21 protein-coding genes are annotated in these 23,279 nt (G+C 63.8%); 11 read left to right on the forward strand and 10 right to left on the reverse strand.

All coding sequences use genetic code 11. From position 1 onward, the window contains the following. Window positions 1-325 precede the first annotated feature (325 nt). Window positions 326-1,009, reverse strand: coding sequence for a L,D-transpeptidase (locus KMZ29_RS07020; protein WP_215613101.1), 684 nt, complete (start codon window positions 1,007-1,009; stop codon window positions 326-328). Between the two features lie 239 nt (window positions 1,010-1,248). After that, on the reverse strand, window positions 1,249-2,655 hold the full coding sequence (locus KMZ29_RS07025; RefSeq protein ID WP_215623036.1) for a TAXI family TRAP transporter solute-binding subunit: 1,407 nt from the start codon (window positions 2,653-2,655) through the stop codon (window positions 1,249-1,251). Between the two features lie 132 nt (window positions 2,656-2,787). Here KMZ29_RS07025 and KMZ29_RS07030 point away from each other — a divergent pair, with 132 nt between their 5' ends. The 3 genes from KMZ29_RS07030 (at window position 2,788) to KMZ29_RS07040 (ending at window position 5,300) form a co-directional block, all read left to right on the forward strand. Further along, window positions 2,788-3,843 carry a glycosyltransferase family 4 protein gene (locus KMZ29_RS07030; RefSeq protein WP_215623037.1) on the forward strand — a complete coding sequence of 352 codons (1,056 nt, stop codon included), beginning with the start codon at window positions 2,788-2,790 and terminating at the stop codon, window positions 3,841-3,843. A 22-nt stretch (window positions 3,844-3,865) separates the two neighbouring features. Further along, complete coding sequence (locus KMZ29_RS07035; RefSeq protein ID WP_215623038.1) at window positions 3,866-4,549, forward strand: class I SAM-dependent methyltransferase; 684 nt, start codon at window positions 3,866-3,868, stop codon at window positions 4,547-4,549. 121 nt (window positions 4,550-4,670) lie between these two features. Beyond that, window positions 4,671-5,300: a hypothetical protein gene (locus KMZ29_RS07040; protein ID WP_215623039.1), complete on the forward strand. Its 630-nt coding sequence runs from the start codon at window positions 4,671-4,673 to the stop codon at window positions 5,298-5,300. 141 nt (window positions 5,301-5,441) lie between these two features. Here the strand turns inward: KMZ29_RS07040 and KMZ29_RS07045 are convergent, their stop codons facing one another. Further along, window positions 5,442-7,106 carry an aminotransferase class III-fold pyridoxal phosphate-dependent enzyme gene (locus KMZ29_RS07045; RefSeq protein ID WP_215623040.1) on the reverse strand — a complete coding sequence of 555 codons (1,665 nt, stop codon included), beginning with the start codon at window positions 7,104-7,106 and terminating at the stop codon, window positions 5,442-5,444. A 34-nt stretch (window positions 7,107-7,140) separates the two neighbouring features. On the opposite strand from KMZ29_RS07045, the gene asd reads away from it, so the two are divergent. Next, window positions 7,141-8,022 (forward strand): archaetidylserine decarboxylase, encoded by an 882-nt coding sequence (gene asd, locus KMZ29_RS07050; protein ID WP_215623041.1) that lies wholly within the window; start codon window positions 7,141-7,143, stop codon window positions 8,020-8,022. A 71-nt stretch (window positions 8,023-8,093) separates the two neighbouring features. Then, window positions 8,094-8,849: an NUDIX hydrolase gene (locus KMZ29_RS07055; RefSeq protein WP_215623042.1), complete on the forward strand. Its 756-nt coding sequence runs from the start codon at window positions 8,094-8,096 to the stop codon at window positions 8,847-8,849. A gap of 26 nt (window positions 8,850-8,875) precedes the next feature. Here the strand turns inward: KMZ29_RS07055 and KMZ29_RS07060 are convergent, their stop codons facing one another. Together KMZ29_RS07060 and KMZ29_RS07065 are read right to left on the reverse strand one after the other, a co-directional pair. Next, a complete protein-coding gene (locus KMZ29_RS07060) occupies window positions 8,876-9,196 on the reverse strand; it encodes a hypothetical protein (protein ID WP_215623043.1) in 321 nt (106 codons plus the stop codon). 273 nt (window positions 9,197-9,469) lie between these two features. After that, the gene (locus KMZ29_RS07065) at window positions 9,470-10,255 is read right to left on the reverse strand and encodes a DUF2147 domain-containing protein (protein ID WP_215623044.1); all 786 of its coding nucleotides are present in this window, start codon (window positions 10,253-10,255) and stop codon (window positions 9,470-9,472) included. 180 nt (window positions 10,256-10,435) lie between these two features. Between KMZ29_RS07065 and KMZ29_RS07070 the strand changes: the two genes are divergently transcribed. From KMZ29_RS07070 to KMZ29_RS07085, 4 genes are all read left to right on the forward strand, one after another. Continuing rightward, window positions 10,436-11,311, forward strand: a complete 876-nt coding sequence (locus KMZ29_RS07070) for a DUF2147 domain-containing protein (RefSeq protein WP_215623045.1) — start codon at window positions 10,436-10,438, stop codon at window positions 11,309-11,311. A 377-nt stretch (window positions 11,312-11,688) separates the two neighbouring features. Further along, on the forward strand, window positions 11,689-12,876 hold the full coding sequence (locus KMZ29_RS07075) for an extensin family protein (protein ID WP_215623046.1): 1,188 nt from the start codon (window positions 11,689-11,691) through the stop codon (window positions 12,874-12,876). 194 nt (window positions 12,877-13,070) lie between these two features. After that, window positions 13,071-13,673, forward strand: coding sequence for a pyridoxamine 5'-phosphate oxidase family protein (locus tag KMZ29_RS07080; RefSeq protein WP_215623047.1), 603 nt, complete (start codon window positions 13,071-13,073; stop codon window positions 13,671-13,673). A 72-nt stretch (window positions 13,674-13,745) separates the two neighbouring features. Continuing rightward, on the forward strand, window positions 13,746-13,961 hold the full coding sequence (locus tag KMZ29_RS07085) for a LapA family protein (protein ID WP_215623048.1): 216 nt from the start codon (window positions 13,746-13,748) through the stop codon (window positions 13,959-13,961). Between the two features lie 51 nt (window positions 13,962-14,012). On the opposite strand, the gene KMZ29_RS07090 is transcribed toward KMZ29_RS07085, so the two are convergent. Continuing rightward, window positions 14,013-17,153, reverse strand: a complete 3,141-nt coding sequence (locus tag KMZ29_RS07090) for an efflux RND transporter permease subunit (protein WP_249779849.1) — start codon at window positions 17,151-17,153, stop codon at window positions 14,013-14,015. A 21-nt stretch (window positions 17,154-17,174) separates the two neighbouring features. Beyond that, complete coding sequence (locus KMZ29_RS07095) at window positions 17,175-18,356, reverse strand: efflux RND transporter periplasmic adaptor subunit (protein ID WP_215623049.1); 1,182 nt, start codon at window positions 18,354-18,356, stop codon at window positions 17,175-17,177. Between the two features lie 308 nt (window positions 18,357-18,664). On the opposite strand from KMZ29_RS07095, the gene KMZ29_RS07100 reads away from it, so the two are divergent. Continuing rightward, window positions 18,665-19,906, forward strand: coding sequence for an efflux RND transporter periplasmic adaptor subunit (locus KMZ29_RS07100; protein ID WP_215623050.1), 1,242 nt, complete (start codon window positions 18,665-18,667; stop codon window positions 19,904-19,906). A gap of 22 nt (window positions 19,907-19,928) precedes the next feature. On the opposite strand, the gene KMZ29_RS07105 is transcribed toward KMZ29_RS07100, so the two are convergent. The 3 genes from KMZ29_RS07105 to KMZ29_RS07115 all read right to left on the reverse strand — a co-directional run bounded on the left by KMZ29_RS07105 (window position 19,929) and on the right by KMZ29_RS07115 (window position 22,675). Then, a complete protein-coding gene (locus KMZ29_RS07105) occupies window positions 19,929-20,111 on the reverse strand; it encodes a hypothetical protein (RefSeq protein ID WP_215623051.1) in 183 nt (60 codons plus the stop codon). 225 nt (window positions 20,112-20,336) lie between these two features. After that, window positions 20,337-21,470, reverse strand: coding sequence for an acyl-CoA dehydrogenase family protein (locus KMZ29_RS07110; RefSeq protein WP_215623052.1), 1,134 nt, complete (start codon window positions 21,468-21,470; stop codon window positions 20,337-20,339). Between the two features lie 14 nt (window positions 21,471-21,484). Beyond that, window positions 21,485-22,675 carry an acyl-CoA dehydrogenase family protein gene (locus KMZ29_RS07115; protein WP_215623053.1) on the reverse strand — a complete coding sequence of 397 codons (1,191 nt, stop codon included), beginning with the start codon at window positions 22,673-22,675 and terminating at the stop codon, window positions 21,485-21,487. Window positions 22,676-22,898: 223 nt separating this feature from the next. Here KMZ29_RS07115 and KMZ29_RS07120 point away from each other — a divergent pair, with 223 nt between their 5' ends. Then, window positions 22,899-23,276, forward strand: coding sequence for a VOC family protein (locus KMZ29_RS07120; protein ID WP_215623054.1), 378 nt, complete (start codon window positions 22,899-22,901; stop codon window positions 23,274-23,276). Window positions 23,277-23,279 lie beyond the last annotated feature (3 nt).

Here is a 23,279-nt window from a genome sequence, read left to right on the forward strand (position 1 = left end):
CGACAGATCACGAGCTACAAAAATACGACAACTTCACCCGCTACGGACAGAGCGGGGGGAGAGGGGGCCAATGGAATTAGGACGTATTAGCCGTCATTGCGAGGAGCGAAGCGACGAAGCAATCCATGCCGTCCGTGTCCAAGCTATGGATTGCTTCGCGGAGCCTGTCATCGGGCGCGCATTCGCGCGACCCGTTGGCTCGCAATGACGACTGTAACACTGACGCGTCAATTCAAGAGCAAATCAGACAGGCAACAGCAAAAACAAAAAATGGCGCGGAGGTCGCGCCATTTTTCAAATCACGTGTTCGGCAAGCCCTGAAAAATTATCCCCGCTTGCCGATCGAATTGTCGGCGCGGCGGTCCATCGGCAGCACGATCACCTTGGTGCCGACGTTGACGCGCGAATAGAGGTCGGTGACGTCTTCATTGGTCAGGCGCAGGCAGCCGGAGGAGACGTGGGTGCCGATCGTGTGCGGCGCGTTGGTGCCGTGGATGCGATAGATGGTGCCGCCGAGATACATGGCGCGGGCGCCGAGTGGATTGCCGGGGCCGCCGGCCATGTGACGCGGCAGATAGGGCTGACGCGCGATCATCTCCGGGGGCGGGGTCCAATCCGGCCATTCCGCCTTCTTGCTGATGGTCTGCACGCCGGACCAGGTGAAGCCGTCGCGGCCGACGCCGATGCCGTAGCGGATCGCCCGTCCGCCGCCCAGCACGTAATAGAGATAGGTGTTGGGGGTATCGATGATGATGGTGCCGGGCGCCTCGCGGCTGGCGTAGCTGACGATCTGGCGCTTCAGGCGCGCCGGCAACTCGGCCACGGTGCCTTCATCGTCGGAAGGCGCGGCCTGCACCGGCGGCGGCGCGGCTTGCACCGGCGGCGTCATGATGAAGGGAAACAGCTGCAGCGGCGCGGCCGCCGCGGAGCCGGAAAATGCGAAAGCACCGATCGTCAGCGCGCCGACGGCGGCTGCGAGGCGGGAATTCAGCCTGAATGAGTTGAACATTGGTCGTCCCCTGTTTGCGCCTTGCGCGCCATTTTGGCGCGTCGTTGGGGAAACCAGTACCGATCAACCGTTTCAGGACGTTTGCACAATGTCGCCAAAATGGTTTCATCGCGGTAAGATTTGTTTCATCGCCGGCCTCTCGACGACATAATACGGCGTGGGGTTATTCATTCCCGACCCCGGGCGATAAGTTTTTATCGATTGGTTTCAGGTGCTTATTAGGGGTGGCGTTTGCCGGGCTACAGCGCCCGCATGCGCGCCGGTTCGGCCCCCTCGGAGGCTGGGCCGATGGCGGCGCGGCGGTCGGCTACCGCGTGGTTGAACTGGTCGAGCACAAGGCTGATGGCGGCCAGATCGCCTTCCTCGATCGCCCCGTCGTCGTAGCAATTCAGCGTTTCCCGTAGCAGGCGGTCCGCCTCGGATTGCAATGCCGTCAGTTCGTCGGGTGTATCCGCCAGCCGCACGCTCGAAATGATGGCGAGCAGATGATCGCGATGCTCTTCGTATTGCTCCCTCTCATCCCGCTTCAGATAGTGCCGCAGCCAGGCGCCGGCCGAGCCGAGCCCCGAGAGCACCAGAATGGCGCCCCAGATGTAGTCGGTATATTTCTCGAGGAAGGTGCGTTCGGTGCCGTCGATATAGGCCGCCGCGCCCTGGTGTGCGGGCAGGGCGGCGTCCTTGTCGGTATCCGGCTTCTCGATCTTGGCCGCGCTCGGCACTTCCCTGGCAAGTGAGGAGCGCACCGTGAACAATTGCCGGACGAAGGCGGCGACCGCGGTTTCCGACAGCGACTTCGGCGCGATGATCAGATGGTTGACGCTGACGGTGTCGACCTTGTCCTCGGGGCGCGCGGGCGACGTATTGAAGGTGCTGCCGGGAATTTCCTCGGCTTCGTAGAGCGGATGTTTCTGGGCCAGCGCCTCCGACACCTCGATCGCCAGGAATTTCGGCTCGCCCCGCGCTTTCGCGGTGGCGGCGATGGCTTCGGTGGTGATCTTGCTGTTGAGCGGCCCCACCGCCATGAACGCGTCGATGGCGGGATCGCGCGCCATCTCGGCGATCTGGTTGGTCGCGAACTGGGTGACCGTCACCTTGTCCGGATTGACGCCGGATTCGCTCAGGATCACGCGCAGCAAATTGACGTTGGCCTTGGTCCGGCCGATGACACCGACGCGATGTCCGGCGAGATCGCCGATCTCCTTGATTTTCGACACCGGCGGCTTCTTCGAACCCCTGGGCGGATGGCCGGCAACCGACCACAGCACCACGACGTTCTTGCGCAGGATGGCGACCGACTGGGCGTCGGCCGGCAAGTCCAGGTCGCCGCGCGCGACCGCCAAGTCGGCTTTCTTCGCCGCCATCAGCGCGATGCTCTCGACCGCGCCTTCCGTCGTGATCGGCGTCAGCCGCACCGGACTTGCGTCGCGGGCGAAGGTCTGCGCCAGCGCCTGCACCAGTTTCTGGTCGTCGCTGCCGGGCGGGCCGACGGCGATGCGCAGGGTGACCGGGCGCAGCACGTAATACAGCCCGCCCGCGGCCGCGCCGAACAGGAAGATGCCCGCCGCCAGCACCAGCAGCGAATAATCGCGCCGCTTGCGGCGCCGGGGAGGCGCATCCGGCGTTTTGTCAAGTTCTGATGACGACATCGTTGCGCCACGCTACACGAAAAACCCGCGAGTGGCTCGAAAAAGACGGCCCCGCGCAGGGTGACGTCACACGCCTGAAATATCCTTGGCCGAACGTCCGCAATTGAGAATCATTAGCTCTCAGGTTCCTTCATGCGGATTCTAGTTGCGACCGACGCTTGGCATCCGCAGGTGAACGGCGTTGTCAGGACGCTGACCTCATTGGCCCGCAGCGCTTCCGCGCTCGGCGCCGAAATCGACTTCCTGACCCCCGACGGGTTTCCGTCCGTTGCCGTCCCGACCTATCCGGGGTTGCGGGTAGCGCTGCCGAACCGGCGCGAGATTGCCCGGAGAATAGAGGCGGCATCGCCGGACGCCATTCATATCGCGACCGAGGGGCCGATCGGATGGGCGGTGCGCGCCTATTGCCGGCGCCGCAGGCTGGCATTCACGACCTCTTACACGACACGCTTTCCGGAATACATCGCGGTGCGTTCGATCGTTCCGGCCTGGCTCAGCTACGCCGTGCTGCGGCACTTCCACGCGTCGGCGTCGATGACGATGGTCGCGACCTCGTCGCTCAGGCAGGAACTCGGCGCAAGAGGTTTTCGGAAACTGGGCAACTGGACGCGCGGGGTCGATACCGATCTCTTCAAACCCGACGATCCGGTCGAGCTTGATTTGCCGAGGCCGATCTTCATGACCGTGGGCCGCGTCGCGGTCGAGAAGAACCTGGAGGCGTTTCTCGCGCTGAACCTGCCCGGATCGAAGGTGGTGATCGGGGACGGGCCGCAGAAGGCGGTGCTGGAGCACAGATATCCGAAGGCCAAATTCCTCGGCGAAAAGACCGGCGCGGATTTGACTTCGCATATGGCGGCGGCGGACGTCTTTGTCTTTCCGAGCCTCACCGACACCTTCGGCGTCGTTCAGCTCGAAGCGCTGGCGTGCGGCACTCCGGTTGCGGCGTTTCCGGTCACAGGCCCGCTGGATGTGATCGCGGATCACCCCGTCGGCGTTCTGGATAGCGACCTTCGCCGCGCCTGCATCGGGGCGCTGAGCATCTCCCGCGAAGCGTGCCGGCGTTTTGCGCTCGAGCGTTCCTGGGAAAACAGCGCACGGCAGTTCATCGGCAATCTGAGCGCATTGCAGCCGAGCCGTTCGCTGCGGCCCGCCCGCCGCATGGCAAGCAGAAGCGCCGTGCAGGGCTAATCGGAAAAAAGGTAGAGCAACGATGGCAGAAATAATCAAGCTTGACGGTGCAAGGCAGTTGGACTTCGACCGCGAGATGGTCGAGCAGGCCTATGACCGCTGGGCGCCGATCTATGACCTCGTGTTTGGCGGGGTGTTCAGCAAGGGCCGGCGCGCCGCCATTCTCGCCACCAACGGCATCGGCGGCCGCGTGCTTGAGGTCGGCGTCGGAACCGGCATCTCGTTGCCGCAATATGCCTCTCACCTTCATATCTTCGGCACCGATATTTCGGAAGCCATGCTGCGCAAGGCGAAGGCGCGGGTAGCCGATCTCCGCCTCAAGAATGTCGAGGGTCTTGCGGTCATGGACGCCGAGAAGCTGGAATTTCCGGATTGCTCGTTCGATGTGGTGATGGCGCAATATGTCGTGACGGCGGTGCCCAACCCGGAAGCCGCGCTGGACGAGTTCGCCCGGGTTCTGCGGCCCGGCGGTGAACTCATCCTGCTGAGCCGCGTCAGCGCCGATGCCGGACTGCGCCGCTTCATCGAGCAGCGGCTGCAGCCGGTGGTGCGCCAGCTGGGCTGGCGCACCGAATTCGCGTGGTCGCGCTATGCGCAATGGCTGGCGGGCGCGCGCGACATGGAACTGGTCGAGCGCCGTCCGGTGCCGCCGCTCGGCCACTTCTCGCTGATCCGCTTTCGCAAGACCGAGGTTGCGGCCGCCTAGGCGCGTCGGCAGGCATCCATCAACCGCCGCCCGGCGAAACGTCACATGTCATTATGATGTCGTCACACCCCGGACATCGAATCTCGGTAAACGATATCTCGACTGATTTTGGGGGGAGAAGATGATGAAGAACTTCCGCGAACAATTGCGCACGCAACGCTGGGATGACCATCGCTACTACCATCACAGCCGCATCAACCAGAGCCTGCACTTTGTCAGCGCCGCGAGCTTTCTGATCGCCTATGCGATGTTGTTCGTCGATCCGCTCGCCGCCGCGCTGATCGGCTGGCTGGTCTCGATGACCACCCGGCAGGCGGGGCATTTCTTCTTCGAGCCCAAGGGCTACGATCATATCAACCAGGCGACCCACGACTATAAGGAAGAAATCAAGGTCGGCTACAATCTGAACCGGAAGATCGTGTTGATGGCGATCTGGGCGCTTTCGCCGCTGGTGCTGTTCCTCGACCCGACCCTGTTCGGAGTCTTTACGCCCTGGAGTTCACCGGCGGATTTCATGCGGCAGGTCGCCAAGGTCTGGCTGGCAATCGGGATCGGCGGCCTCCTGTTCCGGACCGTGCACCTGTTCTTCATCCGCGACGTCGAGACCGGCCTGGTCTGGATGACCAAGATCCTGACCGACCCGTTCAGCGATCTCAAGCTGTACTACAAGTCACCGCTGTACTTGATGAAGGGCGAGTTGATCGATCCCGGCCACGATCTGATCGATCACGGTGTCGAAAAGCACGCTTGAGTGCTTGATTCGGACAAGGGGATCGGCTGCGGTGCAACAAGACTTCGTCATGCCCGGCCTCGTGCCGGGCATCCACGTCTTGGCGGCATCGCGGCAGGGAAGACGTGGATGGCCGGGTCAAGCCCGGCCATGATGGCGCCTTCACTGCGGCCGTCTTCGCGTGATCATCTCCTTCAGGATCTGCCGGCGGATGTTCTTGTTGGTGAGCGAAGCGGCATGCCGCCACCAGCCGTCCTGTTGCATCTTCGATGCCGCAGCAACAAACCGGTCGGCCACTTCCGCAAAATCCGCGTCGGTATAATTCAGGCTGAAAATCAGGCGGCCGGTCCCGACCCAGCTCAGGGCGAGCCCTTCCGCCCGCAGATAGTATTGAAGCATCCAGTTGTAGCGCGACGGCTCGGTATATTGCACCATCCAGATCGACGACAGGTTGGAGAGGCGAACCGGCAGATCCTGCGCGGCCAGCCTTTCGTTGAGCTGCCGCGCCCTCCCGTCCCAGGTGTCGTCGAGCCCGTCATAGACCGAACGGAACGCCGGATCGGCGAGCCGGTTGAGGAATTCGTCCATCGCCGTCATGACGTAGGGGTGCGAATTGAAGGTGCCGCGCGCGAAACAGACATCGACCGGGCGATCTTCGCGGAAGCGCCGCATCAGGTCCCTGCGGCCGCAGACCACGCCGACGGGGAGGCCTCCCGCCAGACTCTTGCCGTAGGTCACCATGTCGGCGCGCACGCCGAAATATTGCTGCGCGCCGCCGGCGGCCAGCCTGAAGCCGACGAACACCTCGTCGAAGATCAGGACGATGCCGCGCTCGGTGCAGACTTCGCGCAGCGCTTTCAGCCACTGTCCATAGGCGGCACGATCGAAATGCCCGGCCCGCGAGCTGTCGACCAGCGCGGAATCGGCGTGCGCATTGGCGTTGGGGTGAAGCGCCTGCAGCGGATTGACCAGCACGCAGGCGATATCGCGCCGCGTCTTCAGCACACGCAGCGTCCGTTCCGACATGTCGGCGAGCGTATAGGTCTCGTGCGGCGAAATCGGATTGCCGACGCCGGGCTGCACGTCGCCCCACCAGCCGTGATAGGCCCCGGCAAAGCGCACCAGATGCGAGCGGCCGGTGTGATAGCGGGCAAGCCGCACCGCCTGCATCACAGCCTCGGTGCCGGACATGTGGAACGAAACTTCGTCGAGCCCGGAAATCGCGCACAGCCGCGCGACGTTGTCGGTAATGACGGGATGATAGGAACCGAGCACCGGGCCGAGCGCATGGGCGCGCGCCTCGGCCCCGGCAATGCATTCCTTGTAGAAGTCGTTGCCGAAGATATTGACGCCGTACGAACCGGTCAGGTCGTAGAACATATTGCCGTCGAGGTCGGTGAGCGTCACCCCCGCCGAGGACGCCATGAAGGCACCGCTGCCGAGATGCTCCCGGACCAGCCGGCTGTACTGGAACGGCACCCGGTAGGCCTCGGTGAATTGCAGGTCGGAGATTCTTTCCGATGCCTGCAGTGTCATCTGCCGGCCCTTGGGGAAGCGTTCCTTGAAGAGCGCCGCGAGTTTGAAAAAGCCGTCCTGCCGCTGCAGGGCGATTTCGGACGGTGCGCCATCGGAACGAAAGAAGTCGTCGATGTCGAATTCATAGAACGGCACCAGCCGCGCGACCAGGCGGGACATTTTGGAGTGTCCGGTCAGCGACCGATGCTTGGCCCGCGACAGCGCCAGCCGTGCGTGCAATTTGGGAAAGATGGTCGCGGCGCCGGTGATCGCGGCGGCGGACAAGGCCAGAATCGGAAGAGGCGAATCCATGCCACCAGCGCTAACCAGTCCCGCTGACAGATTCATGACAATCCGAGGCCTGATCTCCGCCCTGACACAGCAGGAAGACCTGAACTTCCTCTTGACCAATCGCATCCCGCGGGCGGCGCTGACCCGGTTCATGGGTTGGTTCAGCAAGATCGAACAGCCGCAGATCCGCGATCTCTCGATTGCATGCTGGCGGCTGTTTTCCGATCTCGATCTGAGCGAGGCGCGCCAGACCAGCTTCAAGAGCCTGCACGATTGCTTTACCCGCGAGCTGCGCCCCGGGCTGCGGCCGCCCGATCCAGACCCATCGGTCGTGGTCAGCCCCTGCGACGCCATCATCGGCGCGCACGGCCGGATTCAGGATACCGAGCTGTTTCAGATCAAGGGCGCGCCTTACTCGCTTCCGGACCTGCTCGGCGATCCCGCGCTGGTGGAGCAGCACCGCAACGGGCGCTTCGTCACCCTGCGTCTGATGTCCAGCATGTACCATCGCTTCCATGCGCCGCACGATTGCCGGATCGAGCGGGTCACCTTCATCCATGGCGATGTATGGAACGTCAATCCGATTGCGCTGAAGCGCGTTGAACGGCTGTTTTGCAAGAACGAACGCGCGGTGCTTCAGACGCGGCTGGCGACCGGAGAGGCCCTGACGCTGGTGCCGGTGGCGGCCATCCTGGTTGCAAGTATCCGTCTGCATTTTCTCGACGTCACCCTCAACGCCCGGACCAAGGGGCCGGTCACGTTCTCCTGCGATGCAAGCGTTCGCAAGGGCGACGAACTCGGCTGGTTCGAGCACGGATCGACGATCATCGTGCTGGCGCCCGGCGATTTCGAGTTTTGCGATGATATCGTGGAGTCGGCGCGGATTTTCGCCGGTCAGCCGCTGTTTCGAAAACCGTCCGTGCGATCTCGATTTTGACGCCGTGCGCCTCTATGTAGGGCGGTCGAAACCCGATTCGAGATTGCAGGGGACCTGGCAAGGGGCGTGGGATGACGCGGGCGCCGGTGCTGGCGGCGGGAGGCATTGTGCTGCGGCAGGAGGAAACGCCGCTGGTCGCGGTGGTGCGCCTGCGCAAGCGTAACGAATGGGTGCTTCCCAAGGGCAAGCTCGACGACGGTGAAACGGCGCGCGCCGCCGCCGAGCGCGAGGTGCTGGAAGAAACCGGGCATGACGTTGCCGTGCACGAATTTCTGGGCACGCTGGTCTATGAGTCCGGCGGTCGTTCCAAGGTCGTGCACTACTGGCGCATGGAAGCGGATGGCGGGCAGGTCCACGAGCTGATGAATGATGTGAAGGCGGTCGACTGGCTGCCGCTCGACGCCGCCGTCGAGCGCCTCTCGCGCGGCTATGAACGCGCGTTTTTGGCCAATGTCGGTCCGCTCGCGCTGGAGGCGGCCGCGCTGGCCCGGATCGCCCGGCGGCCGAAGCCAAAGCAGCCGGTCCTCGAAAAGCGCAGGGCCCGGCAGGTTGCCGTGCCCCGGCCTTCGCTCGCGATACCGGTATCGGCTCCGCCGCCGCCCGATCTGGCGACCTCGGCGATCGGGCAGGAGGAGCGCCCGATTGTCGCCTGCGATGTCGTTGAAGCCAGGACGCCAGCGGAGTTCGGGCCGACGACGCGATTTCCGGAAGCCGCCGCTGCCGCGCCGGCAAGGGAGCCTGAACCTGAAAACAACGATCGGCCCGGAGCGGTGCAGGGGCGGCGAAGCCTGGTGCAGAAGCTGCGGGACTGGCTGCGGGCTCCTTGATTGATTTTGCGATTCGATGGCGCCGGTTACTTCACCCGGGCCGGTACCAGATTGACCGGCTTGGCGGGTTTTGACGTCGTATATTTCACGGGAGTGGCCGCCGCGGGCGTCTCCTTCTGGAACACCGCCTTGCAGCCTTCGCTGAGCAAGGCGCGCTGCCGGATCATGCAGGCGGTGATGCGGTCGACATTGGGAATTTCCGAACTGCACAGCCGCATCGCGTCGCCGGTGCACATCTGTTCCTGCTCCGGCGTGTGGGCCAGCGACGCCGTGGTCAGCATGCCGAATGCGAGTGTTGTCGCGATCAGCAATTTGCAGCCGCGCGTATTTAAATCCGTGAAAGTCATTGAATGTCCCCTTGGTCTGCGCCCCGAGTCACGCGCCGGTCCCGGGCGCCTCGTTGTGAAGAAGCTACACGGCGACCGTTTCAGGACGTTTGCGTCAAACGCACAAATTGGTTTCGTCGCCTTGAGATTTGTTTCATCGTGGCCGTTAACCGTTAACCGTCATTCCGGGATGGTCCGAAGGACCAGACCTCAGATGTGCAGCTGCACATCGGGGAATCTCGAGATTCCGGGTTCGCGCTTTCGCGCGCCCCGGAATGACGAGGGAGGCAGTCTTCAGCTGACGCGCTTCCAGGTCTGGCCGCCGCAGAACATGCCGCCAAAGGCGCAGCCCTGAACCCGCAGCGCGTTGGTCCCCTTCATCGCGATCGTCGAGTCGTAATTGCGGCCGCTGTCGGGATCGTGAATCCGGCCGGTCCATTTGGAAGCCGACGGCTTCATGTTGATCAGGATCCTCTCGCCGGTCTTCACGGCATATCCGCACAGGTTCTGCCCGCATTGCTCGATGCGGACGTTGCCCTTGTTTTCTTCGGTCGCCCAGACGCCGAGCGGCGTGGTCGGCGCCGGTACCGGTGCGGCGGCGACGGGTGCCGGCGCAGCGGCGGCAGGGGCGGGCTGCGCTGCGGTGGCCGGGGCCGCCGCCGGGGCGGGCGTATCGAAGCCGACTGACGGCGCGGGCGAAGCGGCCGCAATCGTCGTCGGCGCGGCAGCTGCCGTGCTGGAGGTGGGCGCGGTGCTGGCGACAGGTGCAGGGCTCGTGACAGGGGCCGCCGGCTGGGGCGCAGTCGCCTGAACGGCGGGAGCGGGGGCGGGTGCCGCCTTCGGCGCCGGCTCGGCAACGACATCGTCATCGTTGGAGCTCTTCGACTTGAAGCCCTTGAAGCCGCCGAAAGAGGAGCCGGAAAGGCTCGGCGCGGAGATCTGGATGCAGGACAGCGAGTCGCAATTGCGCGGCGCCTCGATGCGGATGCGGTGTCCCTCGATCTGGAAGGAAATCGAATTGCCGGCATGGGCCGAACTGGTGGCCATCAGCAGCGCGGCGAGAACATAGAACTTCTTCATGTGAGCCTCCTGAAAGCGGCTGGTGAACTTGCCGTGGACCCTATGCCGGGCCAGGGCGCGGTTCTGTGATGCGGGTCACCAAGCGAGGCGGTTACGCGGTGCGCTGCGGCACGGTGATTCAAGTCACATTCAGTCCCGCTTCCCGGCGGTTAGGTTTCGCGCCAAACCCGGGAGGCTCCGATGAAACGATTCTGGTTTCTCGTTGTGCTGATGGCGCTGAGTTCATCCGCGGATGCCGGCAATTCGCTGTCCTTCGTCGTCGGCGGGCACCGCATCCGCATCGAGGCGCCCCGGCATTGCCATTCCACCTCATGCGTCTCGGTATCGATCCCCGGCATCCAAGAAACGCGCCGCTGGCGCGACCGGGATGACGACGAGCGCGATGTTGCCGCGCCGTCGAAACCGGCGGTCACCACGGCAGCACCGGTACCGGTGCAGGCCGTTCCGCCTCCGAGCAATTCCCCTGTTGCACCCGTCGCCGTCGCGCCGCCGCCGGCGGTCTTCAAGCCGGCTGCTGCCGCGACGCAGCAAGTCACCGCGCCATCTCCGGTCAGTGCGCCGCCAACGGCGCTTCCGCCGGTACCGCCTCCGCCGGCAGCGCTGCCGCCGCTGCCGCCGGTCGAGCGGCCGGCCGAGGCCGCACGGCCCAGGCCGGAACCGCAGGTTCAGAAAGCTTCGCATCGAATGGAAGACGAACCGGCCGATACGCCGCTCGGCGACTGGCAGAGCGAGGGCAACAAGGGAACCGTTCGCATCGAACGCTGCGGCCATGCGCTCTGCGGCTATGCGATCCATTCACCGTCGAACGACAAGGGCGAGGCGGTGCTGGTCAACATGAAGCCGAAGACCGACTCGCAATGGACCGGCAGCGTCTACAGCCACGACAGCGGCGATACCTATTACGGCACCATGGCCTTGAAGGGCTCGAACGCGCTGCAGGTCGAAGCCTGCGCGCTGGGGCGGTTCTACTGTTCCGGCAACGTCTGGACACGGATTACGACGAAGTCCGAGAGGCTGGTCACCTCACGGCAGATATCGCCGCAGCCGCGGTCGTAACGACAATGCTTGATCGGCGGTGATCCACCGCCAATGAAAATGCCCGGCGGCTGGATCGATCCAGGCCGCCGGGCGCTCGAAATTCCGGTGTGGTGCCGGGTCCTAGAACATCCCAAGCACAATGGCGCCGACGAAGGCGAACGCTATATATGCGGTCACAACGCTCATTCGGTTGACCAGAGACACGAGAAATCTCCCTGTTTCACGTCACTGCCCGCTTTAACGCCAAAAGCTAGCAAACCGTTCCGGACGGAAAAAGTCAGCTTTGCTGTCGCTCGCGTCATCCGCTGTGATGCTGCACCGCCGTCAACGTGGTTAAAGACTCGTAAAAACAACGCATTGAAGAGTCCTTAAATAAATTCGTTGAAGTTCTCCGCATGACGCGCGGAGTTCGTTTGTATCTCGTCGGCTCCTTCGTCCTTGTTTCGTTGGCGGGCTGCGGCCGTGGATTTTTTTCCGCGGAGCGTGAACCGTGGCGGGCCGAGGCCGAGATCGCGTGCCTGAAGTCCGGCGCGGTGAAGGAAACCCCCGAACTGGTCCGCATCAGCCCGATTTCCGGCCCCGGCGCTTGCGGGGCGGAATATCCGCTCAAGGTGGCCGCGCTCGGCGAAAGCAGTGGCAGCTTCGGTTTCGCCGACGACCTGCGGCCGCCCGGCAGTATCGGAAACCAGCCGCGCTGGCCGGTCGCGCAGCAGCCGGTTTCGCAGCAGCCGCTCCCGCCGGCACGCGCCTCCTCCTATCCCGTTGAACCGATGCGGCAGCCGGGCTATGGCGCGGCTGCGGGCGGACCGATTTCGCTCGCCGCTCCCGGCGTCGCGCGCGAGGAGGACGATATCGACCTGCCGGCCGAGGGCACGCCGGGGCAGGCCTATCCGCAGCGCGATCGCTATCCGGCGCCTTATTCGGAGCGCCCCGGCGCGCCGCCGGCTCTGCCGCGGCTCGGGCCGGCGCAGGGCAATCCGGTCGCCGGTTTCGGTCCCGTCTCGATGAAGCCCGCGGCGACGCTGGCCTGCCCGATCGTCTCCGCGCTCGACCGATGGCTCGCCGATTCCGTGCAGCCCGCCGCACTGCGCTGGTTCGGCACCCGCGTGGTCGAGATCAAGCAGATCTCCGCCTATTCCTGCCGCGGCATGAACGGCAATTCGCGCGCGCATATTTCCGAGCACGCCTTCGGCAATGCGCTCGATATCGCCGCCTTCACGCTCGCCGACGGACGGACGGTGACGGTGAAGAACGGCTGGAAGGGCATGCCGGAAGAGCAGGGCTTTCTGCGCGACATCCAGGCCGCCGCCTGCCAGCAGTTCAACACCGTGCTGGCGCCGGGCTCCAACGTCTATCACTACGATCACATCCACGTCGACCTGATGCGCCGCGCCAGCCGTCGCATCATTTGCCAGCCGGCCGCCGTCTCCGGCGAGGAGATCGCGGGCCGGGCCGGGATGCGCAATCCCTATGCGTCGCGCGAGCCCTACGTGACCGGCTCGCTCGGCGGCCGCAAGACCCTGACGCACCGGCGCAAGGCCAGCGAAAAGGTCAACGAAGAAGACGAGTTCATGGACGACTAGAGCGTTTTCAAGCGAAGTGGATACCGGTTCGCGTGAAGAAAACGCGTCAAAACAAAAAGATAGAGCCCCGTTCCGATTCAATCGGAACGGGGCTCTAGGCGCGCAAGGTCCGTCGCGCCGCAATCCGTGCTACACTTGCTTCAGGGAGATTACGAATACGCAGCCCAACCGCATCGTGACCGAGGAGTGGGATGATGGCCGACAGCATCATGTTTCACGAGGGCAATCGCAGACTGCAGGATCAATTCGACAGCCGCCGCATTTCCGACCGCCTGGAACAGTTCGCCCGCAAGGAATTCACGCCCGACGACCGGGCATTCATCGAGAGCGCGCCGTATTTCTTTCTTGCCACTGCAGACGCCGGGGGGCGGCCCGATTGCTCCTTCAAGGGCGGCATGCCGGGGTTCGTTGCCGTCACGGGGCCGTCCGAGCTCGCGTTCCCCGACTACGACGGCAACGGCATGTTCAAGAGCCTCGGCAACATTCTGGTCAATGCCGGCGTCGGCCTGCTGTTCATCGCCATGCATGGAAAGCCGCAGCGCCTGCGTGTCAACGGCACGGCGACGGTGAGCCGCCAAGATCCGCTGCTCGCCCGCACCGTCGGCGCCCAGCTGATCGTCCGTGTCACGGCGCGCGTGATCTTTCCGAATTGTCCGCGCTATATCCCGGACATGCAGTTGATGGATCCTTCGATCTACGCGCCGCGCCCGGGATGCGATCCGCCCGAGCCCGCGTGGAAGGGCTTCGACAGCTTCAAGGACTGCGTGCATCCGCGGCAACCGACCTTCAAGGGGTGACTTCAATCGGAAGCGATCGCTAGCCTGACGGCGGCCTTCGCGGAAAGCTCATCAGCACGGAGGAGGTTCGACATGCGTTGGGTCAATATGGCTGTGATAACCATCCTCGTCGTCGCGGCGCTGATTTTTGCCGTGCAGAATTTTCAAAGCGTGACGGTTTCTTTTCTCAGCTTCAGGATCAGCGCACCTCACGCGTTCCTGGTTGCGATCATCTATCTGCTCGGCATGATCACAGGCGGCAGCCTGTGGGCATTGATGCGCCGTGTATTCGAGGGAGTGCGATCATAGGCTTCCCCCTACAAGCGGACGTTCATGCGACCAGGGACGGTCAAAAGGAACTCAGTGTTCCGTCACCTCACGGGGCATGCCGGTTTTCTTGATCGCCGGCATGCACAATCTTGCCATTACCGGGATCACGAGCAGGCTGCAGATCGGCGACAGCAGCATGCCGCCGACGATGACGCAGGCCAGAGGCTGCTGCACCTGTGAGCCGATCCCGGTCGAGATGGCGGCCGGGACCAGTCCGATACAAGCTGACAGGCCGGTCATGAAGATCTGCCGCATCCGCGTTTCGGCGGCGCGGATGATCGCATCTTCCGTCCCCATGCCTTCATCGATGTCTCGCCGGATGTAGGACATCAGCAGGATGCCATCCATCGCCGACACGCCGAACAGCGAGATGAAGCCAACCGCGGCCGAGACGCTGAAATTCAGGCCCCCGATATAGAGCCCGAGAATTCCGCCGGCTACCGCGAACGGGATGCCCGATAACGCCAGCAGGCTGTCCCGTATGGAATTGAACAGGCTGTAGAGTAGCATCAGGATCAGAAGCAGGCTCAGCGGCACGATCAGCGCCAGCCGCTTCTTGGCGTCGACCAGGGCGCCGTATTCGCCCGACCATTCGAGCGAGTAGCCCTGCGGAACCGGGACCTTCTTGTGGATCCGGTCCTGGGCCTCGACCACGGTGGAGCCGAGATCGCGGTCGCGGACGCTGTATTTCAGCGGAATGAAGCGCTGGCTGTTCTCGCGGTAGATATAGGCCGCGCCGCTGACGAGCTTGACCTCGCCGAGATCGCCGAGCCGGATATAGGCGGTCGGCGTCTTCGAGTCCGGATTCGGCAGCGCCACCGGGATCGAGCGGATGGCCTCGACATCGGTGCGAAACTCGGGCGCCAGACGGACCGTGAGCGCGAAGATCATCTCGCCTTCATAGACCTTGGACACTTCCTGGCCGCCGATCGCTGCCTGCACGACGGAATTGATGTCGGTGATCGAGAAGCCGTAGCGCGCGACTTTGGCGCGGTCGATGCGAATGATCAGGTTGGGCTGGCCGAGCAGATTGAAACTGGCGGGGTCGGCGACGCCGCGGACGCCCGAGAGTTCGGTCTTCACCGATTTGGACAGCCGTTCCAGTTCGACGAGGTCCTTGCCGAAGATCTTGACTGAGTTCTCGCCTTTCACGCCGGAGACGGCTTCCTCCATATTATCCTGAATATATTGTGAGAAATTGAAATCGATGCCGACGAATTCGCGGTTGAGCCGCTCGCTCATCTGCTTGACCATCTGCTCCTTGGTCAGTCCTTTCGGCCACATGTCGACCGGCTTGAGCGGGACAAAGAACTCGGCGAGAAACGAACCGTCGGGATCGGTGCCTTCATCGCCCCGTCCCTGCTCGGAAAACACGGTCTGCACCGGCGGATAGCTCGATATGATGGCGCGGATCCTTGCCACGGTATCCATCCCGGCCTCCAGCGTGATGGTCGGCGGCATCACGGCCCGGATCCAGAGATTGCCCTCTTCCAGCTTGGGCAGGAATTCGGTGCCGAGCCGCAAGCCGAGGCTGAGGCACAGCACCAGAAACACCGCGGCAATGGCTGCCGCGCGGCGATAGTTGTGGACTGCGCGCACCAGAACGGCCTGGTAGATGCTGCGGATATGACGGACCACGAAAGTTTCCACTTCCTGGACATGCGCCGGCAGCAGGATCGATGCCAGCACGGGCGTCACGGTGAAAGTTGCGATAACGGCGCCGATCAACGCATAGGCATAGGTCCGCGCCATCGGCCCGAAGATCTGACCTTCCACGCCCTGCATCGTGAACAGCGGCAGGAAGGCTGCGATGGTGATGATCACCGAGAAGAAGATCGCCTTGTCGACCTCGATGGCACCCGTCAAGACTCGGTGGAGCTTGTCGCTGAGCCGCGCCGGGCGATCCCTGGGCACCCCTGGCGTGTGATGGGCGATATGACGGAAGATGTTTTCCACCATGATCACGGTGCCGTCGACGATAATGCCGAGATCGATGGCGCCGACCGACAGCAGGTTCGCGGACTCCCCTCGCATCACCGTGATCATCACCGCCAGGAACAGCGCAACCGGAATCGTTGCCGCGACGATCAGCGCGCAGCGCAGGTCACCGAGAAACACCCACTGGATCAGGAAGATCAGGGCTATGCCGAACAGGAGATTGTGCAGCACCGTCTGCACGGTGATCGCGACCAGGTCGCCGCGATCGTAGAACGGCACGATCTTGACGCCCGCCGGCAGCGATCCGTCAGTGTTGATGTGCTCGACGGCCGCGCGTACGCGCTTGACCACGTCCATGGTGCGTTCGAGTTTCTGCATCAGGACGATGCCGGTGACGACGTCGGTCTTGTCGTCACGGCCGGCGAGACCGAGCCTGGGCGCGTAGCCGATCTGAACCTTGGCGACATCGGATACCAGTACGGGCACGCCACCCTGCTGGGTCAGGACGATATTGCCGATATCGTCCAGCGAGGTGATGACGCCGATGCTGCGGACATTGACGGACTGTTCGCCGATCGAGATGGTGCGACCGCCGACATTCGAATTGCTCGCCGAAATCGCGGTCATGATCTGCGGCAGCGTCAGCCCATAGGCCATCATGCGGTCGAGATTGATCTCGGCCTGGAATTCCTTGGTTTTTCCGCCGAGCACCGCGACGTCGGCGACACCGGGCACGATCCGCAGCTTGCGTTCGACCACCCAGTCCTGCAGCGCCTTGAGCCGCATGACGTCCATGCCCGGCGGCCCCACCAGTTCGTAGCGGAAGATTTCGCTGATGCCCCCGGCGGGCGAGATCACCGGCAGCACGCCTGCCGGCAGGACCGCATCCTTCAGCCGGTTGAGCGTCTGCTGGCGCACGAAATGATAGTCGCGGCCGTACTCGAACTGCAGGCGGACGAAACCGAGCCCATAGACGGTGTTGGAGCGGATGAACTTCAGGCCCGGCGTAGAGGCGACCGCGACCTCGATCGGGATCGTGATGTAACGCTCGACTTCCTCGGGGGACTGGCCCGCTTGCTGGGCGATAATTTCGATGATCGGCGGCGCCGGATCCGGGTAGGCCTCGATGTTCAGCGTCGTGAAGGCGGCGTAGCCGAGGCCGAGAAAGGCTCCGAACGCAACCAGCACCAGCAGTCGCCGGGAGAGGCAGAACGCAATGAGACTACGCAGCATGAACGGCCCCGGCCACCCGAATCATTGGCGCCACTCGTTATCGACGAAAATCGCGCCGCGCGCGACGACCAATTCGCCGAGAGCGAGGCCGCTGCGAATCTGAGTCAAGCCGTCCTGCTGGATGCCGATCCCGACCACGCGGCGCTTGAACAGCATCGGCTCGGACTCGACCCACACCGTCGCAACGTCGCCTTCACGAATTACCGCGACGGTCGGCACCGCCGGCGTTGGCGCGGCCGCTTCAGTCTCGATCCTGAAGCTCGCGTACATATCGGACTTGAGTGCGCCGTCCGGATTGCCGATCTCCGAGCGGACCATAACACGGCGCGTCGTCAGGTCGGACGCCGAGCTGATCGCGCTGATACGCGCCTTGAAGATCCGGTTCGGCGCAGCCGCAACCCTGGCCTCGATCTCCTGGCCGATGCGCACGAACGCGATATCCTGCTCGAAGATCTGGGCCTTCAGCCACATCGTCGAAAGGTCGGCGATGGTATACAGCGCCTCGCCGGAATCGGCCCTGACATATTGTCCCGGCCCGACCTTGCGCGAGATGATGGTGCCGTCGATCGGCGCGGTAATCCGGGTGACGCGGCTGAGAACGCCCTGCTGCTCGAGTGTCGCAATTTCCGCATCGGTGCGGCCGAGGATGCGCAGGCGGATGCGGACGGCTTCGAACGCCGTGTCGGTCGATCGCATGTCACTCTCGGCGGCGGCGAGTTGCGCCTCGGCCTGCTGCAGTTCCTTGAACGGGGCAGCCTTGCCCTCATAGAGATCGCGGACGCGCTTCTCGACGATCTGCGCCAGGTCGAGCTGGGAGCGCGCCTTGTTTCTGGCGGCCTGAGCGGCGATGAATTCGTTCTGCGGCGTGACCTGCTCGGGGCTGTCGATTTCCAGCAGCGCATCGCCGCGCCTGACCCGGTCGCCGACCTTGGCGATCAGGCGGATGACCCGGCCGGAGAAAGGCGCCAGAACGATGGTGCTGGCGTCTTCATTGAACCCGATCTGACCGATCGCCGATCTCTGCACGCGGAAGGTATGGGGATCGACCTTCACCACCTCAAGCTGGTGCATCTGATCGGTGACGACGCGCACATAATCGCTGCCCTTCGTCGTGCCTTCGGCCGCCGCAAACGACGTCGTCAGCGCCATGCCAAACAGCATTGCGATCAGGCGATACGTTGTGGCAGCGATCGACCAGGCCATGAACGATAGCCCTCCCTATAGATAACCGGCTGTTTTCGCCGATAGCGCGTTCCAGCCGCCCGCTGGCGTCGCAACAATTCCTTTTCGCGCTGCAGCACGATTGGGGTTGTTGGCCTTTCGTTTCAATTCAAGTGGCGGCATAGCGGACGTCGCAGCAATTCGCCAGTGGCAAAACGGAGTGATGGAAGCAACATGACAAGACCGTGTCAGAACGTTCTTAAAAACGTCGTTTGCGAGCGCCTCCGGCAAAGGCTAAAAAAGCGCCGGGATGCTTCGGCTGCCGCCGAATGCCTCCCCCCAAGGGGCAAATGCTAGTGGAAATTGGCAACAAACTTCGAACGCTCAACCATCAACGGCTGGCCGTTGGCGTGGCCTTGCTGGCGCTTGGTGTGTCTGCCGTTGCTGGACTGCTCTATCCAAGGAATGCGCTGGTTGGTCATTCCGACGTGTCGAGCCAGGACCGCAAGGGATTGCAGCGCTACACCCCGACCCAGGCCGAATGGGCCAGCCTGACCATCCAGCCGGTGACCGAGCGCGCCTTCCGGGCGGAGCATGTGACCGAAGGCAGGATCGCGGTCGATGAGGATCGCTCGACGCCGGTGTTTTCGCCCTATGCGGGCCGGGTTACCAAATTGCTGGCGCGGCCGGGCGACAGCGTCACGCAGGGACAGCCGCTATTCGTGATCGAGGCCGCCGAAAACGTGCAGGCGCAGAACGATTTCATTGCCGCCATCAGCGCGTCCAACAAGGCCAAATCGGCGCTCGATTTCGCGCAACTGCAAGACAAGCGCACCAGGGATCTGTTCGATGGCAAGGCGGTCCCGCTGAAGGAATATCAGCAGAGCCAGGCCAGCCTGATCCAGGCGCACAACGATCTGCGCTCGACGGAAACGGCGCTGGAAGCGGCGCGCAACAAATTGCGGATCCTTGGTCTGACCGACGAGGCGATATCGGCCTTTCAGGAAAAAGGCCGCATCAATCCGGAAATGACGGTCTTCGCCCCGATCGCGGGAACCGTGGTCCAGCGCAAGATCGGCCCCGGCCAATACGTCAACGCCGGCGCCAGCGATCCGGTGTTCGTGATAGGCGATCTTTCCACCGTCTGGCTCACCGCCTTCGTCCGGGAGACCGAAGCTTCCGCGGTGGCGGTGGGGCAGGAATTGACATTCAACCTGCTGGCATTGCCCGGCCGCGTACTTACCGGCCGCGTCAACTACGTCGCGGCGGCGATCGATCCCGCCACCCGCCGGCTGCTGGTGCGCTCCACCGTGGATAACAGCGGCGGACAATTGAAACCGGAAATGTTCGCTACCGTGACGATTTACGAGCCCGGCGACCAGCCGTCGGTTGGCGTTCCGAAGCAGGCCCTGATCTACGAAGGCGACCAGGCCCGGATATGGGTCGCGCACGAGGACAAGTCGATCGAACTCCGTCAGATCAAGACCGGCCCTACAAGGGGCGACTTGGTCGAGGTTCTCGGCAATTTGAGACCGGGGGAGCAGATCGTTACAAATGGCAGCCGGCTCATCGACCTGGCGTCCGGCAGCTGATGCCGAAGGGATGCGGCTGGTCCTAGTGAACCGTCCTGGGTTGGCGATCCATCTGATCGGCGAGCGAAACAGCCGCATAGAGCCGATAGAGTTCGGCTTCCAGATGCTCATTGACCAGCAACAGAGCCTCGAGCGCTCCGTGCAAGTTGCCATCGCAGGATGCGATGATTTTCTCGATAACGATGTCGGTTCGTTTGGCAGCCATGTGCAATCCCCTGCTACGCTTACTAGCCCGCTAGAGAGAGAGGGATTGGGGCGGAATTCTGCGCCCGGGAAGATCATTTGGTGAGCCCGTAGAACTACGGGGGCGCTGGATTGCCGGAACGCAAAGCCAGCATTGGTGGCCGCCGCCTGATCCACGATCGTCAGGGTTGAATCGTGAAGCCGCCCGCAAGGCGCGGCTTTTGCGTCGATCGCCTCGAGGCCCGTCCTAGCCGGCCGGCAGCAGCAGCTCGGCGAGCCGCCGCCGGTGATGGGTCGCGTCGCCGAAGGCATATTGCAGCCAGAGCGCGCGGCGCAGATAGAGCTGCGCGTCGCAATCATAGGTGAAGCCGAAGCCGCCGTGAAACTGCACGGCCCGGTCGCCGGCGTAAACGAAACTGTCTCCTGCCTCGACTTTCGCCATCCGCAGCGCGACCTCGGCGTCCTCGCCGGCGGCGAGCAGGGAAGCTGCGTGATAGACGTGCGAGCGCGTGCGCTCCAGTCCGACCAGGATCTCGGCGCAGGTATGCTTGAGCGACTGATAGCTGCCGATCTTTCGCCCGAACGCCGATCGCGTGTTGAGATATTCGACGGTCGTCTCCAGCGCGCCGGCAATGCCGCCGGCGGCCTCGGCCGCGGCGAACAGCAGCGCAGCGTCGCTGATGGCCCTGAGTGCGGCGCGCGCCTTGTCGCCGGTGATCAGGGAAGAGGCGGGAACGCTGACGCCGTCGAACTCGAGGCGCCAGGCGCGGCGGGTCTCGTCGATCACCGTCTCGCGTGTCCTGCGCTCGCGCGGCAGATCGGCGGCCTTCACGATTGCGAGCGCCGGCGCGCCATCCAGCGCAACCGACACCAGAACGAAGTCCGCCACCGCAGCGTCGCAGACCAGCGTCTTGGCGCCGCTCAACCGCGCCGCATCGACTGCGATCACGGCTTGGCTCTCCAGATGTTCGAGGTTCCAGTCGCCGTCGCCTTCGAACAACGCCACCGTGCCGACCGCACCATTGCAGATCTTCGGCAGCATCTCGCGCTGCTGTTGCTCGCTGCCGCCGGCCAACAGCGCCTGTATGAACAGCTGCGTGGAGATCAACGGCGTGCCGGCGAGGTGACGGCCCATCGGCTCGATGATCACCGTGACATCCGCAAGCGAGAGCCCGCTGCCGCCGAAACGCTCCGGCACCGCAATGCCGAGCCAGCCGAGCTCGGCGATCTCGCCCCAGAGTTCGCGGTCGAACCCGGACTCCGAGGCGATCTGCCGGCGCACGGTCGTGATCGAGCTTTTCTCGCGGAAGAAACTGGTCGCGATGTCGAGCAGCATGGCCTGCTCGTCGGTGAAGGTGATGGTGTTGCTCAGTTGCGCCATCGCATCAATCCTTATCAATCCTTGGGCAGGCCGAGCACGCGCTCGCCAACGATGTTGGCCTGGATCTGGCTGGTGCCGCCGCCGATCGTGGAAGAGAACGCGTTGAAATAGCCGCGCTGCCACTTGCCGCCGTCGATCGCGCTGCTGTCGCCGACGAAACGCACGGCGTTCGCTCCCTGCAGCGACAGCGCGAACTGCATCAATCGCCGCCGGTGCTCGCTGACGCGCAGCTTGACGGAAAGCCCGATCGCGTTCGGCCGCTCGCTGCACAACGCCGCGATCTCGCCGCGTTTGGCGCACAGCCGGTCGCCCTGGTCTTCGATCATGAAGCGGACGATCTGGTCGCGGATCGCGGGATCCTGCAGCGCCGGGGCGCCGTCGCGTCGGGAGCGGCGCGCCAGCTCGACGACGTCATTGAGGCCGGGCGCGACCCGGCTGATGCCGCCGGCCTGTCCGCCGGTGACGCCACGCTCGAAGGTCAGCGTCAGCATCGCGATCTTCCAGCCTTCGCCTTCCTTCCCCATCAGGCACTCGGCCGGAATGCGCGCATCGGTGAAAAAGGTCTGGGTGAAGCCGTATTCGCCGGTCAGCTTCTTGATCGGCCGCGGCTCGATGCCCGGCGTCTGCATCGGCACCAGGAAGAACGAGAGGCCGTCGTAGCGCGGCTTCTGCGGATTGGTCCGCGCCAGCAGGATCATGTATTTGGCGTAGCTGCCGAGGCTGGTCCAGATCTTCGAACCGTTCAGCACGTAGTCGTTGCCGTCGCGTTTGGCCGCGAGCTGGCTGTTGGCGAGGTCGGAGCCCTGGTCCGGCTCGGAAAATCCCTGGCACCAGATGTCGTCGGCGTTGAGGATGCCCTTGATGTAGCGCTTCTTCGCCTCTTCGGTGCCCATCGCCAGGATCAGCGGGCCGGCCCAGTTGAGGCCGATGGTGTTGGGCACGAACGGCACCTTCTGCCGCGCCATCTCGGCGTTGACGATGTCCTGATAGATTTGCGGCTTGCCGCCGCCGCCATATTCGCGCGGCCAGGCCATGCCGAGGTAGCCGGCATCATAGATCTTGCGTTGCCAGTTGCGCAGGAATTCGAACTGCGCGTCGGAGCCGACTTCCATGAAGGATTCGGGCAGCAGGAAATCCGGTTCCGGCGGCCGGTTGTCGCGAAACCACGCCTCTACCGTGCGGCGGAATTCGTCAAGCTCGCTCATCTGTCGTTGCCTCCCGGCACTTTTCTTTTTCTTCGTACCAACGTCCGATAACGGGACTTTCGACCCGGCGCAATCGCAACCGGCGAAACTCGCGCCGCCGGCGGGAAAAACCGGACCGCGGCGCTTCCGTATCCCGGCTGGTGCTGCTAGCGTTCATTCCCCAAAGACAATCAAGCGCCGGCGGCTTCGATCGTTCGGCGAACATCGGGAGGCAAGAAGCGGTATGTTTTCGCATGTGATGATCGGCACCAACGACCTGGAAAAGGCCAAGTCGTTCTATGACGCCTTGCTCGGCACCCTCGGCGTTCCACCCGGACGGGTCGACCGCCATCGCGTTTTCTACCGCACCAAGACCGGCGTGTTCTCGGTGTCGCTGCCGATCGACGGCAAGCCTGCAACCCACGCCAATGGCGGCACCATCGGTTTTGCCGCCAGCTCGCCCGAGCAGGCCGACGCCTTCCACGCGGCCGGTATCGCCAATGGCGGCAAGACCTGCGAGGACCCGCCGGGCGTGCGCGAAGGCCCCGCCGGCAAACTCTATCTCGCCTATTTGCGCGATCTCGACGGCAACAAGATCTGCGCCATGCACCGGATCGGTTGATCC

The sequence above is a fragment of the Bradyrhizobium sediminis genome, from assembly GCF_018736085.1.
Taxonomy (GTDB): domain Bacteria; phylum Pseudomonadota; class Alphaproteobacteria; order Rhizobiales; family Xanthobacteraceae; genus Bradyrhizobium; species Bradyrhizobium sediminis.

What these genes read in the sequence shown, in the direction of transcription:
- KMZ29_RS07020 (WP_215613101.1), bottom strand. Translation starts at nt 1,009, where the DNA reads ATGTTCAACTCATTCAGGCTGAATTCCCGCCTCGCAGCCGCCGTCGGC.
- KMZ29_RS07025 (WP_215623036.1), bottom strand. Translation starts at nt 2,655, where the DNA reads ATGTCGTCATCAGAACTTGACAAAACGCCGGATGCGCCTCCCCGGCGC.
- KMZ29_RS07030 (WP_215623037.1), top strand. Translation starts at nt 2,788, where the DNA reads ATGCGGATTCTAGTTGCGACCGACGCTTGGCATCCGCAGGTGAACGGC.
- KMZ29_RS07035 (WP_215623038.1), top strand. Translation starts at nt 3,866, where the DNA reads ATGGCAGAAATAATCAAGCTTGACGGTGCAAGGCAGTTGGACTTCGAC.
- KMZ29_RS07040 (WP_215623039.1), top strand. Translation starts at nt 4,671, where the DNA reads ATGATGAAGAACTTCCGCGAACAATTGCGCACGCAACGCTGGGATGAC.
- KMZ29_RS07045 (WP_215623040.1), bottom strand. Translation starts at nt 7,106, where the DNA reads ATGGATTCGCCTCTTCCGATTCTGGCCTTGTCCGCCGCCGCGATCACC.
- asd (WP_215623041.1), top strand. Translation starts at nt 7,141, where the DNA reads ATGACAATCCGAGGCCTGATCTCCGCCCTGACACAGCAGGAAGACCTG.
- KMZ29_RS07055 (WP_215623042.1), top strand. Translation starts at nt 8,094, where the DNA reads ATGACGCGGGCGCCGGTGCTGGCGGCGGGAGGCATTGTGCTGCGGCAG.
- KMZ29_RS07060 (WP_215623043.1), bottom strand. Translation starts at nt 9,196, where the DNA reads ATGACTTTCACGGATTTAAATACGCGCGGCTGCAAATTGCTGATCGCG.
- KMZ29_RS07065 (WP_215623044.1), bottom strand. Translation starts at nt 10,255, where the DNA reads ATGAAGAAGTTCTATGTTCTCGCCGCGCTGCTGATGGCCACCAGTTCG.
- KMZ29_RS07070 (WP_215623045.1), top strand. Translation starts at nt 10,436, where the DNA reads ATGAAACGATTCTGGTTTCTCGTTGTGCTGATGGCGCTGAGTTCATCC.
- KMZ29_RS07075 (WP_215623046.1), top strand. Translation starts at nt 11,689, where the DNA reads ATGACGCGCGGAGTTCGTTTGTATCTCGTCGGCTCCTTCGTCCTTGTT.
- KMZ29_RS07080 (WP_215623047.1), top strand. Translation starts at nt 13,071, where the DNA reads ATGGCCGACAGCATCATGTTTCACGAGGGCAATCGCAGACTGCAGGAT.
- KMZ29_RS07085 (WP_215623048.1), top strand. Translation starts at nt 13,746, where the DNA reads ATGCGTTGGGTCAATATGGCTGTGATAACCATCCTCGTCGTCGCGGCG.
- KMZ29_RS07090 (WP_249779849.1), bottom strand. Translation starts at nt 17,153, where the DNA reads ATGCTGCGTAGTCTCATTGCGTTCTGCCTCTCCCGGCGACTGCTGGTG.
- KMZ29_RS07095 (WP_215623049.1), bottom strand. Translation starts at nt 18,356, where the DNA reads ATGGCCTGGTCGATCGCTGCCACAACGTATCGCCTGATCGCAATGCTG.
- KMZ29_RS07100 (WP_215623050.1), top strand. Translation starts at nt 18,665, where the DNA reads ATGCTAGTGGAAATTGGCAACAAACTTCGAACGCTCAACCATCAACGG.
- KMZ29_RS07105 (WP_215623051.1), bottom strand. Translation starts at nt 20,111, where the DNA reads ATGGCTGCCAAACGAACCGACATCGTTATCGAGAAAATCATCGCATCC.
- KMZ29_RS07110 (WP_215623052.1), bottom strand. Translation starts at nt 21,470, where the DNA reads ATGGCGCAACTGAGCAACACCATCACCTTCACCGACGAGCAGGCCATG.
- KMZ29_RS07115 (WP_215623053.1), bottom strand. Translation starts at nt 22,675, where the DNA reads ATGAGCGAGCTTGACGAATTCCGCCGCACGGTAGAGGCGTGGTTTCGC.
- KMZ29_RS07120 (WP_215623054.1), top strand. Translation starts at nt 22,899, where the DNA reads ATGTTTTCGCATGTGATGATCGGCACCAACGACCTGGAAAAGGCCAAG.